Source organism: Arthrobacter sp. D3-18, assembly GCF_054408525.1.
Window position 1 is genome coordinate 1,431,710 of sequence record NZ_CP096440.1, and the last position, 18,057, is coordinate 1,449,766.

12 protein-coding genes are annotated in these 18,057 nt (G+C 61.8%); 8 read left to right on the plus strand and 4 right to left on the minus strand.

All coding sequences use genetic code 11. The features are described 5' to 3' along the window. Position 1: 1 nt before the first annotated feature. On the minus strand, positions 2 to 886 hold the full coding sequence (locus M1D89_RS08720; RefSeq protein WP_498649813.1) for a M15 family metallopeptidase: 885 nt from the start codon (positions 884 to 886) through the stop codon (positions 2 to 4). A gap of 1 nt (position 887) precedes the next feature. Beyond that, on the minus strand, positions 888 to 1,859 hold the full coding sequence (gene coaA, locus M1D89_RS08725; protein ID WP_011775550.1) for a type I pantothenate kinase: 972 nt from the start codon (positions 1,857 to 1,859) through the stop codon (positions 888 to 890). A gap of 139 nt (positions 1,860 to 1,998) precedes the next feature. Between coaA and glmS the strand changes: the two genes are divergently transcribed. The 8 genes from glmS (at position 1,999) to M1D89_RS08765 (ending at position 14,706) form a co-directional block, all read left to right on the plus strand. Next, positions 1,999 to 3,882, plus strand: a complete 1,884-nt coding sequence (gene glmS / locus M1D89_RS08730; protein ID WP_498649815.1) for a glutamine--fructose-6-phosphate transaminase (isomerizing) — start codon at positions 1,999 to 2,001, stop codon at positions 3,880 to 3,882. Between the two features lie 4 nt (positions 3,883 to 3,886). Further along, a complete protein-coding gene (locus tag M1D89_RS08735; RefSeq protein WP_011775548.1) occupies positions 3,887 to 4,234 on the plus strand; it encodes a holo-ACP synthase in 348 nt (115 codons plus the stop codon). Positions 4,235 to 4,251: 17 nt separating this feature from the next. Next, positions 4,252 to 5,829 carry an NAD(P)H-hydrate epimerase gene (locus M1D89_RS08740; RefSeq protein WP_498649816.1) on the plus strand — a complete coding sequence of 526 codons (1,578 nt, stop codon included), beginning with the start codon at positions 4,252 to 4,254 and terminating at the stop codon, positions 5,827 to 5,829. Between the two features lie 69 nt (positions 5,830 to 5,898). Beyond that, a complete protein-coding gene (gene glgX / locus M1D89_RS08745) occupies positions 5,899 to 8,181 on the plus strand; it encodes a glycogen debranching protein GlgX (RefSeq protein WP_498649818.1) in 2,283 nt (760 codons plus the stop codon). Beyond that, entirely contained in the window at positions 8,178 to 10,490 is a 2,313-nt protein-coding gene (gene treY, locus M1D89_RS08750) for a malto-oligosyltrehalose synthase (RefSeq protein WP_498649820.1), read from the plus strand. The genes glgX and treY overlap by 4 nt, the downstream gene beginning before the upstream one ends. Before the next feature lie 75 nt (positions 10,491 to 10,565). Next, positions 10,566 to 12,335: a malto-oligosyltrehalose trehalohydrolase gene (gene treZ, locus M1D89_RS08755; RefSeq protein ID WP_498650922.1), complete on the plus strand. Its 1,770-nt coding sequence runs from the start codon at positions 10,566 to 10,568 to the stop codon at positions 12,333 to 12,335. 79 nt (positions 12,336 to 12,414) lie between these two features. Then, entirely contained in the window at positions 12,415 to 13,452 is a 1,038-nt protein-coding gene (mgrA, locus tag M1D89_RS08760; RefSeq protein ID WP_498649822.1) for an L-glyceraldehyde 3-phosphate reductase, read from the plus strand. Positions 13,453 to 13,620: 168 nt separating this feature from the next. After that, positions 13,621 to 14,706, plus strand: coding sequence for an inositol-3-phosphate synthase (locus M1D89_RS08765; RefSeq protein ID WP_498649823.1), 1,086 nt, complete (start codon positions 13,621 to 13,623; stop codon positions 14,704 to 14,706). 220 nt (positions 14,707 to 14,926) lie between these two features. On the opposite strand, the gene M1D89_RS08770 is transcribed toward M1D89_RS08765, so the two are convergent. Both M1D89_RS08770 and mshA read right to left on the minus strand, forming a co-directional pair. Further along, on the minus strand, positions 14,927 to 16,615 hold the full coding sequence (locus M1D89_RS08770) for a formate--tetrahydrofolate ligase (RefSeq protein ID WP_498649825.1): 1,689 nt from the start codon (positions 16,613 to 16,615) through the stop codon (positions 14,927 to 14,929). Between the two features lie 113 nt (positions 16,616 to 16,728). Next, a complete protein-coding gene (gene mshA, locus M1D89_RS08775) occupies positions 16,729 to 17,973 on the minus strand; it encodes a D-inositol-3-phosphate glycosyltransferase (RefSeq protein ID WP_498649827.1) in 1,245 nt (414 codons plus the stop codon). Between the last annotated feature and the right edge of the window lie 84 nt (positions 17,974 to 18,057).

An 18,057-nucleotide genomic window follows, 5' to 3' on the forward strand; every position in this document is an offset into this window, starting at 1 on the left:
ACTAGAGGTAGTCCGGCGCTGCTTCGAGCCCGAAATACTCTTCCAAGGTGGCAATGCCCCGCGTGGCCATATCCGTGGCTGCCTCCACGCCGATGTAGCGCAAGTGCCAGGACTCATAGAAGTACCCGGTGGTGTCGTGGAACATCCATGGATAGCGGACCACGAAGCCGAACTTGTGGGCATTGGCTTTCGCCCACACAGCGGCGGGTTGTTCGGCGAAGCATGGTTGGAAGCTGCAGGCTCCAGCGCCGTCACCAATGTCGAAGGACCAGCCCGTTTGATGTTCTGAGTGCCCTGGGCGGGCGGACGCGCGGTCCGCTGCAGCCTGACCGGTATTGGCTACGTATCCGTTGTAGGTACTAACTTGCGTGGAATAAGAACGGTAGCCAGAGGCCAAGGTCATGATGACGCCCTCCGCGGCTGCGGAGCCGAACATCTTTTCCGCGGCGGCCGCCGTCGTGCTGTTAAGCAAAGCCGCTTCACCGCTGACGGCGAGACGTACGCCCGGCTGAACCAAATCCGCCGGAACAAAGTCTTGGGGAGTCAATGGGCGGTGCTTGTTGACCACAACCCAAGGGCTCGCCGGATCCGCCAGTGAGTACTGCGGCGCTACGGAACGCGAGGGGGCGGTGCTGGCAGGCACGTCGCTGGAGGGTGCAGGCTCTACGGGGGCCGCAACGGGGGAGGTCTCGGTAGCTACGACGCTGGGAGCGGCCACGGAAGGCGTTGCCGAGGCCGAAGGGACCTCGCTGGCGGCGTTGGCGGCCACGGGGGAGGGAGTGGTGCTGTTCGGCGTGCAGGCGGCCAGGGCTGCCATTCCGGCACCAGCGGTCAGCAGGCTCGCGAAAACCCTCCGGCTGGGCAGTGGTTGAGGATTGTTCTGCAAGCTAGACCTTCCTCAGCAGCATGCGGCGGATGGAGTGGTCTGCGTCCTTGGTGAGGACCAATTGTGCACGTCCGCGGGTAGGCAGCACGTTCTCCTCAAGGTTTGGCTCGTTGATGCGTTTCCAAATGCCGCGTGCGGTGGATTCGGCGTCGTCGTCGGACAACGTGGCGTAGCGGTGGAAGTAGGACTCGGGCTGGGCGAAGGCCGTGGTCCGAAGCTTCCGGAAACGGTCTACGTACCACTCTTCAATATAGGAGGTTTTGGCATCGACGTAGATGGAGAAATCGAAGAAGTCGCTGACGGCCAGTCCTTGTTTGCCGTCCATGCGTGGACGGGCGGGGGCCAGGACGTTGAGGCCTTCAACGATCAGGACATCGGGACGCCGCACCACAACTTCTTTGCCCGGCACGATGTCGTAAGTGACGTGGGAGTACCAGGGGGCGCGGACTTCTTCAGCGCCGCCTTTGACTTCCGAGACGAAGCGAAGAAGGCCGCGGCGGTCGTATGACTCCGGGAATCCCTTTCTCTCCAGTAGATGCCGGCGTTTCAGCTCGGCCAAGGGGTAGAGAAAGCCGTCAGTGGTGATGAGTTCCACGTTGGGGGTTCCTGGCCAGCGCCGGAGCATTTCCCGGAGCACACGGGCGATGGTGGACTTGCCGACAGCAACCGAACCGGCCACGCCGATGACGAACGGAGTCCGCTGGGTTTGCTCGCCCAGGAAAGTGGTGGTGGCTGCGTGCAGCTGGTGGGATGCCTCGACGTACAAGTGCAGGAGGCGTGACAGCGGGAGGTAAACCTCCCGTACTTCCTTCATGTCCAGGGGGTCGCCGAGGCCGCGGAGACGGAAAATGTCCTCTTCGTTGAGGGGCTGCTCCATCTGCGCTGCAAGCCGGGACCACGTTTGACGGTCCAGCTCTACAAACGGGGAAGCGCCGTCGCCATTAGCTTCGGTGCGTTGCAAAGTCACGCTCATGATTCTGCCCTCCGCAGGGCGGATCAGGAAATGCACGACGACAGGCAGGTGAATTATGAGTGGTGGCTCTCGCACGCGCTACAGCAAGAGGGGGGATGTCCCACATCAGTTGTTTGCACTAGCCGCTAGGCTTGTACCCATGTGTGGAATCGTAGGCTATGTTGGCAATTCGTCTCGCAAGGCAGCTGGATACAGCGCTCTTGACGTTGTGGTGGAAGGGCTGCGCCGTCTGGAATACCGCGGCTATGACTCCGCCGGCGTCGCAGTAGTCGCTAATGGGACCATCTCGTCCCGTAAGAAGTCCGGCAAGCTGAGCAACCTGATCGCAGAACTGGAAGCAAGTCCCGTTCCCGAGTCCCTGACCGGCATCGGCCATACCCGTTGGGCTACGCACGGCGGACCCACCGACCGTAACGCACACCCGCACCTCTCCGACGGCGGCAAGCTGGCGGTCATTCACAACGGCATCATTGAGAACTTCGCTGAGCTCAAGCAGGAACTGCTGGGCAAGGGTGTCACCTTCGAGTCGGAAACCGATACCGAAGTTGCTGCCGCCCTTATCGGTGACATATTCCGCACCCAGCTCAATGGCGACGGCGGCAACCTCACCGAGGCGATGCGCCTCGCCTGCCAGCGCCTCGAAGGAGCCTTCACCCTCCTCGCAGTTCACGCGGACCAGCCCGACGTCGTCGTGGCCGCCCGCCGCAACTCCCCCTTGGTAGTGGGCCTGGGCGATGGCGAGAACTTCCTCGGCTCTGACGTTTCGGGCTTCATCGACTACACCCGCCGTGCCGTGGAACTGGGACAGGACCAAATTGTCACCATCACCGCGGACACCGTGGAGATCACAGACTTCTTCGGCGCTCCGGCCGAGGGCAAGGAATACCACGTTGACTGGGACCCGGCTTCGGCCGAAAAGGGTGGATTCAGCTCCTTCATGGAGAAGGAAATCCACGACCAGCCGGACGCCGTAGCGCAGACCCTCCTGGGCCGCTCGGACCTCAACGGCAAGCTCACCCTTGACGAGGTCCGCATCGATCCTGAGCTCCTCAAGCAGGTGGACAAGATCATCGTGCTGGCTTGTGGTACCGCAGCCTACGCCGGTCTCGTAGCCAAGTACGCAATCGAAAACTGGTGCCGGATTCCCACCGAGGTGGAGCTCGCACACGAGTTCCGCTACCGCGATCCCATCGTTGACTCCAACACGTTGGTGGTCTCCATCAGCCAGTCGGGCGAGACCATGGACACGCTGATGGCTGTCCGCTACGCCCGCGAGCAGGGCGCCAAGACGATCTCCATCTGCAACACCAACGGTTCCACCATCCCGCGTGAATCCGACGCCGTGCTCTACACGCACGCAGGTCCGGAAATCGCCGTCGCATCCACCAAGGCATTCCTGGCGCAGATCACAGCGGCGTACCTGCTTGGTCTCTACTTGGCCCAGCTGCGGGGCAACATCTTCTCGGGACAGATCAAGGATGTCCTCGCGGACCTCAACAAGATCCCGGCCAAAATCCAGAAAATCCTGGACAACGCAGGGCCCCTGCGCGAGCTCGCCCGCAGCATGAAGGACGAGAAGTCCGTCCTGTTCCTGGGCCGCCACGTTGGCTACCCGGTTGCCCTCGAAGGTGCCTTGAAGCTCAAGGAAATCGCCTACATCCATGCTGAAGGCTTCGCCGCCGGCGAGCTCAAGCACGGTCCGATCGCCCTGATCGACGACGGCCAGCCGGTTTTCGTTGTTGTCCCGTCCCCGCGTGGCCGCGATTCCCTGCACTCCAAGGTAGTCAGCAACATCCAGGAAGTCCGCGCACGTGGTGCCCGTACCCTGGTGATCGCTGAAGAGGGCGACGAATCGGTCAAGGACTACGCTGAGCACGTCTTCTACGTACCGGAGACTCCCACTCTGCTGATGCCGCTGCTCACCACCGTTCCGCTGCAGATCTTTGCTGCTGAGCTCGCTGGTGCCAAGGGTTACGACGTCGATCAGCCGCGTAACCTGGCCAAGAGCGTGACCGTAGAATAACGCCATGATTGTTGGCATTGGCGTAGACGTCGTAGACATCGAGCGGTTCGGTCGGCAGTTGGAACGGACACCGGGACTCCGGGACCGTCTGTTTGTTCCTGCCGAGCGGGAACTCAACACCCGGTCGCTGGCCGCACGTTTTGCTGCCAAGGAAGCCGTGGCCAAGGTGCTGGGCGCTCCGGCGGGCATGAACTGGCAGGACTGCTGGATTGGCCTCGACGAGAACGGTCCTACCGTTCAAGTCAAAGGGACCGTGCTTGCCGTGGCTGAGGCCAAGGGCGTCAAGCGCTGGCACTTGTCCATGAGCCACGACGGCGGCATAGCCACGGCGACTGTCCTCGCCGAGGGCTAAGCGAACTTCAAAAAGCAATGATCAGCGCCTTCACCGGACTACAGATCAGGGATGCGGAACAGCCGCTCCTTGATTCCGGTGAGGGCGCTGTTCTGATGCAACGGGCAGCTTATGGCTTGGCTCAGGCCGTGGCTCGCGAGGTCAAGAGCAGGCGAAAGCTTGCAGGCGCTAGTGTCACGGTGCTGGCCGGTAAGGGCAACAATGGCGGCGACGGCCTTTTCGCTGCGGCTTTGTTGGCCCGTCGCGGTATGCGCACGACGGCGATACTCGCCGCGCCTGAAGTGCACAAGGAAGCCTTGGCTGCTTTTGTCGCAGCAGACGGGCGTGTTGTCCGGCTGGAGCCAGCGAATGCGGAAGAGCTTGCAGTCCTGTGCGCGGGCGATGACTGTATTATTGACGCGCTGCTCGGGACAGGGGCCCGCGGGGGATTGAGGGAAGCCCAGGCGGAATTGGTGGCTTCACTTCAAGAGCTGCGTCCCCGTTTGGTGGTGGCCTGCGACGTCCCCAGTGGATTGGATGCCAATAGCGGGGAAGTGCATTGGCCAGTCCTGGATGCGGATATCACCGTGACGTTCGGCGGCATCAAGGCGGGACTCATGGCCGACCCGGGGGAGGGCTGTGCCGGCCGAGTAGAGCTGGTGCCGATCGGGATTGAGAAATCCTTGGAGCACGCCAACCCTGAGCTTCGCCGTCTCACTGGCTCGGACCTTGGCGCGCTGCTGCCCAGGCCCGGCCGACGCGCGCATAAATACACGCGGGGCGTCCTGGGAGTAGTAGCAGGTTCCGCGCGTTTCGCGGGAGCTGCTGCTCTGAGCGTTCACGCCGCGGCTCTTGCCGGAGTGGGCATGGTGCGCTACCTCGGGCCTCAATCTGCGGCCCAACTGGTTCTCGCCCGAACTCCGGAAGCCTTGTGGGAGACGGATAATCCCGGCCGTGTCCAAACGTGGTTGCTGGGGTCCGGGGTTGACGGTGAGGAACAATTGCAGCGGGCCAGGGATGCCGGCACTTCGGCCCTCGCCGACGAGTTGCCGGTGGTCGTCGATGCCGGAGCCTTAAGTCTCTTGCCGGAACGCTGCCCCGCTCATTGGATACTGACACCCCATGCTGGCGAGCTGGCTACCTTGCTGAACTCGCTTCCTTCCACGGGGGAAGTCAAGGTAACGCGCGACGACGTCGAATCCCGCCCCCTCCACTTCGTACGGCAGGCCGCCGAGCAGACCGGTGCAACCGTGCTCCTGAAGGGTGCCACCACACTGGTGTCGTCGCCGTCGGGCGTTCTGTTCAGCCAATCCGAAGGCACCGCCTGGATGGCCACCGCAGGCAGCGGCGATGTCCTTGCCGGTGTTCTGGGCGCCCTGCTGGCGCAGGCTGTGGAGTCCATCCGGCACGACGACGGCGCATATGCGGCCCTGGGCTTGGACCTTGCGGACCGCTGGGCTGCCCTGACCGCGGTTGCTGCGAGCGTCCACGGCCGGGCTGGTGCTCTGGCATCGGCAGATTTCGACGGAGGACCCCTTACAGCCTCGGCGATCGCGGCGGCCGTACCGCGCGTCATTGGTTCGCTCAGCGCGGAATACGACCCAACAAGACCGTAAGGTTGCTGTCGGTGTCAGGGGGCTTGAGTAGGCTTGCAACAGTTGTTCGCATCATCAAGAGGAGAACGCATGGAAGTCTGGCCTGGATCGGCTTATCCGCTGGGTGCCACCTTTGACGGCACCGGCACCAACTTCGCGCTGTTTAGCGAGAAGGCCGAAAAAGTGGAATTGTGTCTCTTCGACGACGACGGCGGGGAAGTCCGCGTAGACGTTACCGAAGTGGATGGTTACGTATGGCACTGTTATCTGCCGCAGGTTCAGCCTGGACAGAAGTACGGTTACAGGGTGCACGGCCCTTACGACCCCGACGCCGGCCAACGTTTCAACCCCAATAAACTGCTTCTGGATCCTTACGCCAAGGCCATTCACCGGCAGATCGACTGGGACCCGTCCCTGTTCTCGTACAACATGGGGGACCCGGATTCCCGCAACGACGAGGACTCGGCGCCACACATGATGCTGGGCGTGGTCATCAACCCGTTCTTCGACTGGGACGGCGATAAGCTCCTGCGGATTCCGTACCACAAGTCCGTGATCTATGAGGCGCACGTCAAGGGCCTCACCCAGATGCATCCGGAGGTGCCCGAGGAGCAGCGCGGCACGTATGCCGGCGTCGCCCACCCTGCGGTTATCTCCCATCTGCAGAAGCTGGGGATCACAGCGATCGAACTCATGCCGGTGCACCAGTTCGTCAATGACGGCATCCTGCAGGACAAGGGCCTGAACAACTACTGGGGCTACAACACCATCGGTTTCTTTGCACCCCACAACAGCTACAGCTCCAAAGGTGATACCGGACAGCAGGTCCAGGACTTCAAGGCAATGGTGCGGGCGCTGCACACTGCAGGTATTGAGGTCATCCTCGACGTCGTGTACAACCACACGGCCGAAGGAAACCACCTTGGACCCACACTTTCCTTCAAGGGCATTGATAACTCCGCGTACTACCGCCTGGTGGAAGACGACCAGAAGTACTACATGGATTACACCGGCACGGGCAACTCGCTCAATGTCCGCAGCCCGCACTCCCTCCAGCTGCTCATGGATTCCCTGCGCTACTGGGTGACCGAGATGCACGTAGACGGATTCCGCTTTGACCTCGCGTCCACGTTGGCCCGTGAGTTCTACGATGTGGACAAGCTGTCCACCTTCTTCGAACTCATCCAACAAGACCCGGTGGTCTCCCAGGTGAAGCTCATTGCCGAGCCTTGGGACGTTGGGCCCGGCGGCTACCAAGTGGGCAACTTCCCTCCACAGTGGACAGAGTGGAACGGCCAATACCGCGACACGGTCCGCGACTTCTGGCGCGGCGAACCTTCCACCTTGGGCGAGTTCGCGTCCCGGTTGACAGGCTCGGCGGACCTCTACGAGCACTCCGGGCGGCGCCCCGTGGCGTCGATCAACTTCGTCACGGCCCACGATGGCTTCACGCTGGCTGACCTTGTGTCCTACAACGAGAAACACAACGAAGCCAACGGCGAGGGCAACAACGACGGCGAATCCCACAACCGTTCCTGGAACTGTGGTGCGGAAGGGCCCACGGATGATCCCACGGTCCTTGGCCTGAGGGCGCGCCAGCAGCGCAACTTCATTGCCTCGCTGTTCCTGTCCCAGGGTGTTCCCATGCTTCTGCACGGCGACGAACTCGGCAGGACGCAAAACGGCAACAACAACGGCTACTGCCAGGATTCCGAGCTCACGTGGATCAACTGGGACAACGTGGATCAGCCCCTGATCGAGTTCACTGCAGCGGTCAGCGCCCTCCGGGCCAAACACCCCAGCCTGCGTCGCAGCCGCTTCTTCGATGGTCGTCCGGTGTTGCGTGGTGAAGGCGAGCGTCTCCCGGACATCGTATGGCTGGACGCCGACGCGAGTACCATGACGCCGTCCGACTGGGACGAACACCTGGGACGCTCTGTAGGAGTGTTCCTTAATGGCGACGGTATCCACGGCCTGGATACACAGGGCCGTCGGATCACTGACGTCAACTTCCTGCTGTACTTCAACGCAGACCAGGACGAAGTAGGCTTCCGAATTCCTTCCGACGAGTATGCGCCGGCTTGGGACGTCATGATCGATACTGCCGGAGAAGGCGCTGAAGCGGGTGTCATCAAGCCCGACCAGATCCTGATGGTTGGCGGTAAGTCACTGGTGGTACTCCGCGCCCACAGCACCCCTGAAATTGAACCGGATCACTCTGTTGCAGCTTCCCTTGCCGCGCTGACCCACACGAGCACTCCGGAAACGGCATCCATCACCGCCCCTGCGGTGACGTCGTTGCCGTTCGACTACAAGGGCGCCGCGCCCGAGGGTGCTAACGACGAAGGCGAAGCGAAGGAGACGGACGCATGAGGACCCCTGTCTCTACATATCGGCTCCAAATTCGCCCGAGCTTCACCCTGCAGGATGCCGCCCAGCTGACCGGATACTTGCGTTCCTTGGGAATCGATTGGGTCTACGTCTCACCGATCCTCACTGCAGAAAAGGGCTCGGATCACGGCTATGACGTGACTGATCCCTCCACCGTGGATCCCTCCAGGGGAGGTGCCGAAGGGCTTGCCGAACTGTCCAAGGCCGCGAAGGACAAGGGCCTTGGCATCTTGGCCGACATCGTGCCCAACCACATGGGCGTTGCTTCGCCCAAGCAGAACGCATGGTGGTGGCAGCTCCTGAAGGAAGGCCGCGGTTCAAAGTATGCCGAGGCTTTCGACGTCGACTGGGACTTCGGCGGGGGGAAGATCCGCATCCCTGTCCTGGGAAGTGACGATGACCTCGACGAGCTGAAGGTTGTCGACGACGAACTGCGTTACTACGATCACAGTTTCCCGTTGGCCGAGGGGACATACGCCACCGGGGACAACCCTCGCGAGGTCCATGCACGGCAGCACTATGAGTTGGTTGGCTGGCGCCGGGCCGACGCCGACCTAAACTACCGGCGGTTCTTCGCAGTGAACACCCTGGCCGGGGTACGCGTCGAGATTCCCTGGGTTTTCGACGAGTCCCATGAAGAGATAGTTCGCTGGTTCCGCGAAGGACTGGTGGACGGTCTGAGGATCGACCACCCGGATGGGCTCGCCGACCCCGAGGGTTACCTCGCGATGCTGCGCGAGGCGACGGGGGGCGCTTACCTGTTGGTGGAGAAGATCCTGGAACCCGGGGAGCAGCTGCCCGCGACCTTCGACTGCGAAGGAACCACGGGCTACGACGCATTGGCTGATGTTGACCGCCTTTTTGTGGATCCGGCTGCGGAGGAGTACCTGAACTCCCTCGATGCCCGTCTGCGGAATGCGGACGCTCCGGCGGATTATCATGCCATGATTCATGCCACCAAGCGCCGCATTGCCGATGGCATCCTGCGCTCGGAAATCCTGCGGCTTGCCCGCCTGGTGCCTCAATCCTTGGAGCTGCCGTTCGCCAAGGTAGCCGACGCACTGGCTGAAGTAATTTGCTGTTTCCCCATCTATAGGACATATCTGCCCTACGGGGGGAAGACACTCGTAGAGTCCGTGGAAAACGCCGCCAAGGAGCGCCCTGACCTGGCAACCGTCCTCAGTCAGCTTCAGCCGCTCTTGCTGGATGAGACCAGTTTGCTGGCCCGGCGTTTCCAGCAGACGTCCGGCATGGTGATGGCCAAGGGCGTGGAGGACACTGCGTTCTTCCGCTATACCCGGCTTGGATCACTGACGGAAGTGGGCGCGGATCCCACGGAATTCTCGATCCCCAGTGGAGTCTTCCATGAGCGGATGGCCCGCAGGCAGCAGCTTCTGCCGCTCTCCATGACAACGCTGAGCACTCACGACACCAAGCGGAGCGAGGACGCAAGGGCCAGGATCTCGGTCATTTCCGAGGCAGTTCCTGAATGGGAGCTTTTCCTCGGCACCGTCCAGGAACTCGCCCCCATCCCCGATGGACCCCTCTCAGCACTGATCTGGCAATCGATCGTCGGCGCATGGCCCGCAGATCGCCAACGGCTGCAGTCTTATGCCTTGAAGGCAGCCCGGGAAGCCGGCAATTCCACCAACTGGACCGACCCCAACCAGGAGTTCGAGCGCAAGTTGGCTGCCGCCGTCGACGCCGTATTCGACGTGCCGGAGGTTACCGCTGCCCTGACGAACTTCGTGGACGAGCTCGAACCTTATGGAACGTCCAATTCGCTGTCCGCCAAACTGATCCAGCTGACCATGCCCGGCGTGCCGGACGTCTACCAAGGGACGGAATTCAGAGACGGCTCGCTGACTGACCCCGACAACCGGCGGCCAGTGGACTTCCAAGTCCGCATCGCCGCCTTGGCGGAGCTGGATGACGGCGCCAAGCCGGCGTTCACAGAGGAAGCTGCCAAACTTCTGGTGGTCTCCCGTGCGCTAAGGTTGCGCCGTGACAGGCCCGGGTTGTTCGCCGGTTACCTCCCGGTCGCGGCCCAAGGCGCTGCCGCCGCACACGTGGTGGCCTTCGATCGCGGGGCTGACCGTCGGGGAGCTCTCACCGTTGCCACGCGCTTGCCCAAGCGTCTAGCCAGGGAAGGCGGCTGGCGGGACACGTCCATCGAACTGACAGTGGACTGCCGGGATGAACTCACTGGCGCCACGTACGGGGCCGGTGCTCTGCCTGTGGCCACTTTGCTGGAGCAATACCCGGTGGCCCTACTGGTACCCACTGACTGATTGATGGACGGTTCTGGTGAGCTGACCGTCAACATCGTCACTGCAAGCACGCTTAAACACGTACAGGGGAACTTGATGCTGGAAAACGCTGCTGGAAAAAACCGTTACGACGTCTGGGCGCCGAACGCCGATTCTGTTCGGTTGCTGGTCGGAGACCGGGAGTACGGCATGAAACACCACGACGGCGGTGCCCGCGGGTGGTGGCGCGCGCCGGCTGATGTGGCGGCGCAGGAAGCCGACGGGGTGCGGTACGGCTACATCGTTGACGGGGAAGGACCGTTTCCCGATCCCCGCTCGCGGAGGCAGCCGGACGGCGTCCACGGATTATCTGCGACCTTCGATCCCTCCATCCATGAGTGGAAGGACGGCGGTTGGAAGGGGCGGAACCTCAAAGGATCCGTAATCTACGAGATGCATCTGGGTACATTCACACCCGAAGGAACGTTGGATGCCGCCACCGGGAAACTGGACTATCTGGTGGAGCTCGGCGTGGACTTCATCGAGCTGCTGCCGGTCAACGGCTTCAACGGTGTCCACAACTGGGGCTACGACGGTGTCCTTTGGTATGCCGTCCACGAACCCTATGGCGGCCCTGAGGCTTACCAGCGCTTTGTGGATGCTGCGCATGCGGCTGGCTTGGGTGTCATTCAAGACGTTGTTTACAACCACCTCGGACCGAGCGGCAACTACTTGCCTAAGTTCGGCCCGTACCTGAAATCAGGAGAGGGCAACACCTGGGGTGATTCGGTCAACCTGGACGGACCCGGTTCGGACGATGTTCGTCGGTACATCCTGGAAAATGCTGCGATGTGGCTCCGGGACTACCATGTGGACGGACTTCGTCTCGATGCCGTTCATGCCTTGCGTGACGAGCGTGCCGTGCACATCCTTGAGGAGTTCGGCGCGCTGGGAGATGAGATTGAGGCGGAGACGGGAATTCCCCGGACCATGATTGCTGAATCTGACCTGAACAACCCGCGGCTCATCTATCCACGCAAGGACAACGGCTACGGGTTGGAAGGCCAGTGGAGCGACGACTTCCATCACGCCGTGCACGTCAACCTCAGCGGAGAGACGACCGGCTACTACGCGGACTTTGACTCCCTGGCAGTCCTGGCGAAGGTCTTGCAACATGGCTTCCTTCACGATGGCAGCTACTCCAGCTTCCGGGAACGGCATCATGGCCGGCCCATCAGGCATGATTTGGCGCATCCGTCTGCGCTGGTGGTCTGTTTGCAGAACCACGACCAAATCGGCAACCGGGCAACTGGCGACCGGCTCACATCGTCGTTGTCTTACGGAAAGCTGGCCATAGGCGCTGTGCTGACCATGACGTCCCCGTTCACGCCCATGTTGTTCATGGGTGAGGAATTTGGGGCCTCTACGCCGTGGCAGTTCTTTACCTCCCACCCGGAACCTGAGCTTGGGAAGGCTACAGCGGAGGGGCGGATCAAGGAGTTCGAACGCATGGGTTGGGACCCCGCCGTTGTCCCTGATCCACAGGACCCGGAAACGTTCCAGCGGTCCAAGCTCAAGTGGGACGAAGCACGAGAAGGAGACCACGCACGCTTGCTGCAGCTGTACAAGGATTTGGCACAGCTGCGCCGGAACACTCCGGAGCTGGTGGACGGTGGATTCGGTGACACGTCCGTCGAGTTCGACGACGACGAACACTGGCTGCAGTTCTCCCGCGGCTCAGTCCGGGTGGTTTGCAACTTCGGGGACGAAGCACTTGGGACGCCACTGACAGGCTCCGTGTTGCTGGCCACCGACAGCGAAGCAGCTCTGGAAGACGGGACACTGACGCTTCCTGGCGGTAGCGCCGCCGTCGTGCGCGTCCAGTAAGTCATGCTAATCGAGGTGACGGCGCCCACATTGCGGACAGCGCCGTCACCCCGGTTTGTGCAGTGGCAGGATAGTACGTATGACTTATTCGGCTGCGGAAAACCGCTACGAAACCATGCCCTACCGCCGCGTCGGACGCAGCGGACTCAAGCTCCCCGCCATCTCCTTGGGACTCTGGCACAACTTCGGCGACGACAAACGCTTCGACGAACAGCGCGCCATCCTGCGCCGGGCATTCGACCTCGGCGTGAACCATTTTGACCTCGCCAACAACTACGGACCGCCCGATGGATCGGCTGAGACCAACTTCGGGCGTCACTTGAAGGACGACTTCAAGCCGTACCGCGACGAACTGGTCATCTCCACCAAGGCCGGCTACTACATGTGGCCCGGCCCGTACGGCGAATGGGGATCCCGTAAATACCTGATCTCCAGCCTCGACCAGTCGTTGGAGCGCATGGGCCTGGACTATGTGGACATCTTCTACAGCCACCGTCCCGACCCCGAAACGCCATTGGAAGAGACCATGGGGGCGTTGGACTACGCGGTCCGGTCGGGCAAGGCACTCTACGCGGGCATCTCCTCCTATACGCCGGAGCAGACCCTCGAAGCTGCCCGGATCCTGAAGGAGCTCGGAACCCCGCTGCTCATTCATCAGCCCAGCTACTCCATGCTGAACCGGTGGACGGAAAACGGGTCCCCTAACCTGTATGAAGCGCTGGACCAAGTGGGCGCCGGTTCAATTGCCTTCTCACCGCTGGCCCAGGGCATGCTCACCAACCGGTACCTCAACGGTGTGCCGGCCGACTCCCGAGCAGCCAAGGAACGCTTCTTGTCCGAGTCCGCGCTGACCGAAGACAAGCTGGACCGCGTGAGGGGCCTGAACACCATTGCCGAGGGGCGTGGGCAGACCCTCGCGCAGATGGCCATTGCGTGGATCCTTCGCGATCAGCCCAAGGGTTCGCCGGTGACATCTGCACTTATTGGTGCTTCCAGCGTGGCCCAGCTTGAGGACACCCTCAGCGCAATCAACAACCTGAAGTTCACTACAGACGAGTTGACTGCGATTGACGAATTCGCCGTCGAGTCGGACATCAATCTGTGGGCGCAGAAATAGCCTTCAAGAACTGACACACACAGCGGAAGCCGGTAGGGAACAAAACCGGCTTCCGCTGTGTTGGTTACAATGCAAGTGTGCGCCGAATGGCGCCGTGCCAATCAGCCGTGCCCTGGACTCAGTCAGGGATGCGCCTGGCACCTGAGGTTATTTCTCAAAAGGAGTTCCGTGTCTTCACATCCGATTCGTGTTGCCATTGTCGGCGTAGGTAACTGCGCCGCATCGCTGGTCCAAGGTGTTCAGTACTATCGCGACGCTGACCCCAAGGCCACGATCCCGGGTCTGATGCACGTCGAGTTCGGGCAGTACCACGTCAACGACGTCCACTTCGTTGCTGCTTTCGACGTTGATAGCAAAAAGGTTGGACTGGACCTCGCAGACGCCATCGGTGCCAGCGAAAACAACACCATCAAGATCGCCGACGTTCCCGCCACCGGTGTGACCGTGCAGCGTGGCCACACCTTGGACGGTCTCGGCAAGTACTACCGCGAAACCATCGTGGAGGCTTCGGACGAGGCCGTTGACATTGTTGCCGCGCTCCGCGAGGCCAAGGCCGACGTCATGGTCTGCTACCTGCCCGTCGGTTCTGACCAGGCAGCCAAGTTCTACGCCCAGTGCGCCATCGATGCCGGCGTTGCTTTCGTCAACGCCCTGCCCGTCTTCATCGCAGGCACCAAGGAGTGGGCTGACAAGTTCACCGAAGCCGGTGTCCCGATCGTTGGCGACGACATCAAGAGCCAGATCGGTGCCACCATCACGCACCGCGTCATGGCCAAGCTGTTCGAAGACCGCGGTGTCACTTTGGACCGCACGTACCAGCTGAACGTCGGCGGCAACATGGACTTCAAGAACATGCTGGAACGCGACCGCCTGGAGTCCAAGAAGATTTCCAAGACCCAGGCCGTCACTTCCAACGTCGAGGCTGAGCTGCACGCCGACGATGTCCACATCGGGCCGTCCGACTACGTTGCATGGCTCGACGACCGCAAGTGGGCCTTCGTCCGCCTTGAAGGTCGCAACTTCGGTGACGCTCCCGTTTCCCTCGAGTACAAGCTCGAAGTGTGGGACTCGCCGAACTCTGCCGGCGTGATCATCGACGCGATCCGCGCTGCGAAGATCGGCCTGGACCGCGGCATCGGCGGCCCGCTGCTTTCAGCTTCCAGCTACTTCATGAAGTCCCCGCCGGAGCAGTTCAACGACGACCTCGCCCGCGACAAGGTTGAAGCCTTCATCCGCGGCGACATCGAGCGCTAAACACCCGTTGCACCAAACGCCCCCGTATTCCGATACGGGGGCGTTTGTCGTATCCTGGACGCTCTATCACTTCCCTCGGGTTTGGGCTGGACGCTCGATCACTTCCCTCGGGTTTGGGCCGGACGCTCTATCACTTCCCTAAAAAGAGTGAGAGATGGTCGGGTTGAAGGGGTTGGGATGTGAGAGATGGTCGGGTTGAAGGGGTTGGGATGTGAGAGGGTTAGAAAAGGCCTGTGGGGTTGCCGTCAGCGTCCACGTCCATGCGCATCGCAGCGGGTTCCTTTGGGAGGCCAGGCATGGTCATCACCGCGCCGGTCAACGCAACAATGAACCCGGCACCCGTCTTGGGGATCAGCTCGCGGACGTGCACCCGGAATCCCTTGGGCGCACCAAGCCTGGAGGCGTCGTCAGTGAAGGAATACTGGGTCTTGGCCATACACACAGGGAGCCCTGACCAGCCGTTCCTCTCGATCTCGGCGAGGCGCCTGAGTGCCGGGACTGAGAACTCCACGCCATCGGCCCCGTAAATCTCCTGCACAATTGTTTGAATCTTGTCCTCAATGCTGAGCTCCAGCGGGTACAGGTGGTGGAAGTTGGAGGGTGCATCCAAAGCTGCCGCAACTTTGGCTGCGAGCTCGTCACCGCCGTCGCCTCCGCCCCCGCGGCCCCAAACATCAGCGACGGCGGCTTCCACGCCTTCTGCTGCACACCAAGCGAGGAGCCACTCAAGTTCCTCTGGGGTGTCGGTTCCAAATTTGTTGATGGAGACAACGGGCGAAATGCCGAACTTTGCGACGTTGCCCACGTGCCTTTTCAAATTCTCGACGCCGGCTGCCATGGCCTCGATGTTTGGCTCGTTGAGTTTCTCCTTGGGAACTCCGCCCTGCATTTTGAGGGCGCGGATTGTTGCAACCACCACGACGGCGGATGGTGCCACGTCGGCGATGCGCGCCTTGATGTCCATGTACTTCTCAGCGCCGAGGTCTGCGCCGAAGCCGGCTTCGGTGACCACAATATCCGCAAGCTGCATGGCGGTGCGGGTAGCGATCAGGGAATTGCAGCCGTGGGCAATGTTCGCGAAGGGTCCGCCGTGCACCAACGCAGGGGTGCCCGCGATGGTTTGGACGAGGTTCGGCTTGATGGCGTCTTTCAGGAGCATGGTCAGGGCACCCTCCACGCCGAGGTCTGACACGGTGACCGGGGCCCGATCGTAGGTGTACCCGAAGGTAATGCGTCCCAGCCGCGCCCGAAGGTCGTCGACGTCCGTGGCGAGACAGAAGACCGCCATGATTTCCGACGCGACCGTTATATCGAAGCCGTCTTGCCGGGGAACTCCCTGTATTGGGCCGCCGAGTCCGATGACAACTTCCCGTAGGGAGCGATCGTTCATGTCCAGGACGCGTTTGAACGTCATACGGCGGGGATCGATTCCGAGCTGGTTGCCTTGAAAAATGTGGTTGTCCACGAGTGCCATGAGGGCGTTGTTCGCAGAAGTGATGGCGTGGAAGTCGCCGGTGAAGTGCAGGTTAATGTCATCCATTGGCAGCACTTGTGAGTACCCACCGCCGGTTGCCCCTCCCTTCATGCCCAGGATGGGCCCCAACGAGGGTTCACGCAGGGCGATCATCACTTTGTGCCCAGCGCGGGCCAGGGAGTCAGCGAGTCCCACTGTCGTGGTGGATTTGCCTTCGCCTGCCGGGGTGGGAGACATGGCAGAGACGAGCACCACTTTGCCGGGCGCCTTTCCCTGGGGGAGTAGCAGCTTGGCCAGGTTGATCTTGGCTTTGTAGGGTCCGTACAGCTCAAGGGCCTCCACATTGATGCCCGCGCTTTCGGCGATGTCCTCAATGGGAAGCATGGTTGCGTGCTGGGCAATTTCAAGATCACTCAGGACCTTGTTTTCAGACATCGTTGTCCTTCGGCTCTGCCCGCAGCGGGGATGCTGCTGCTGGGGTTCTTACGCTGTGATTCTTACGCTGTGCGCGACAATCTATCAGCCCGGGAGCGCATACGAGCGGAGACTCAGCGCCGCGGAACCAGCAGACCGCCGACGGCTTCCCGGTAACTTTCCAAGGTAATGGCTGCAGTCCGCTGCCATCCAAAGGACTCGGCGTGGGTGGCAGCGAGCCGCCCCATGTCCTCCCGGGTTTGGACGTCGTCGTAAAGATCCTCAAGGGCGTCGGCCCAGTCTGAGGGGTCGTGCCCGTCCACCAGCAGGCCGGTTCGTCCGTCCGAGATGGCGCGGGAGAGGCCGCCTACGTTGGTGGCGACCACGGGTGTACCGCACGCCTGTGCTTCCAACGCCACCAACCCGAAGGATTCGCTGAAGGACGGCATCACCACCACGTCAGCGGACCGGAACCAACTGGCCAGCTCCGGTGCCACGACAGGCGGCCGGTGAGTGACGACGTCGGCCAGCCCGGCGTCTTCGATGAAGTGCTGGAGGTTGAAGTCCTTGGCGCCGCTGAGGGAACCCAGAATAGTCATTTCCAGATCGATGTCAGGCCTGCGGTGGCGGAGGATCCCTGCGGCTTTGACGAAAACCTGCGGACCCTTGAGCCGCTGGATCCTTCCGGCGAAGAGGATATGGAAGCTGTCGGGCCTGACTCCCCGCAAGGAACGTGACTTCCGCCGAAACGAGGGCGTGAACACCTTCAGGTCCACTCCGGGTGGCGCGACGTCAATACGATCAAGGTCTGCCCCGTAGTGGGAAACCAGTTCGTCCGCCTCGGCAGGCGTGTTGGCAACCAGCCGGGAGGCGCCGTCAACAATCCGTTGTTCGCCTTCTTCCCGGCGCCGCGGCTCAGGCCGTTCGCCGGACTCCAGGACGAGATTTTTGACTTTGGCCATGGTGTGCATGGTGTGGACCAGCGGGAGACCCCACAGTTCTGATAACTCGAGCCCTGCCACCCCGGAAACCCAGTAGTGGGAATGGATGGCGTCGTAACGTCCATGGAGCTGTTGGTGGCGGATCTTGTCGATTTCTTCCACCATGTGGTGCAGGAGCGCCGGCAACTCTTCCTTGGGCAGTTTGCGCCGCGGACCTGCCATGACGTTGTGGACGCAGACCCCCGGACCGGGATGTTCGACGGCAGGCTGACCGGCTTTGGTGGAACGGGTGAAGATCTCCACTTCCACACCGGACTCGGCCAGTGCCATGGCGAGGGCGCGGACGTAGACGTTCATTCCGCCGGCATCTCCCGCGCCGGGCTGCTCCATGGGGGAGGTATGCAATGACAGGAACGCCACACGACGGATCAACGGCACCCGGTCCTCCTCAAGATCACGGCAATAATCAGCTTTGCCCTGGAGAAAACACTACTCCTGCGCTCGAGTCCCAAGCCGAGCAAA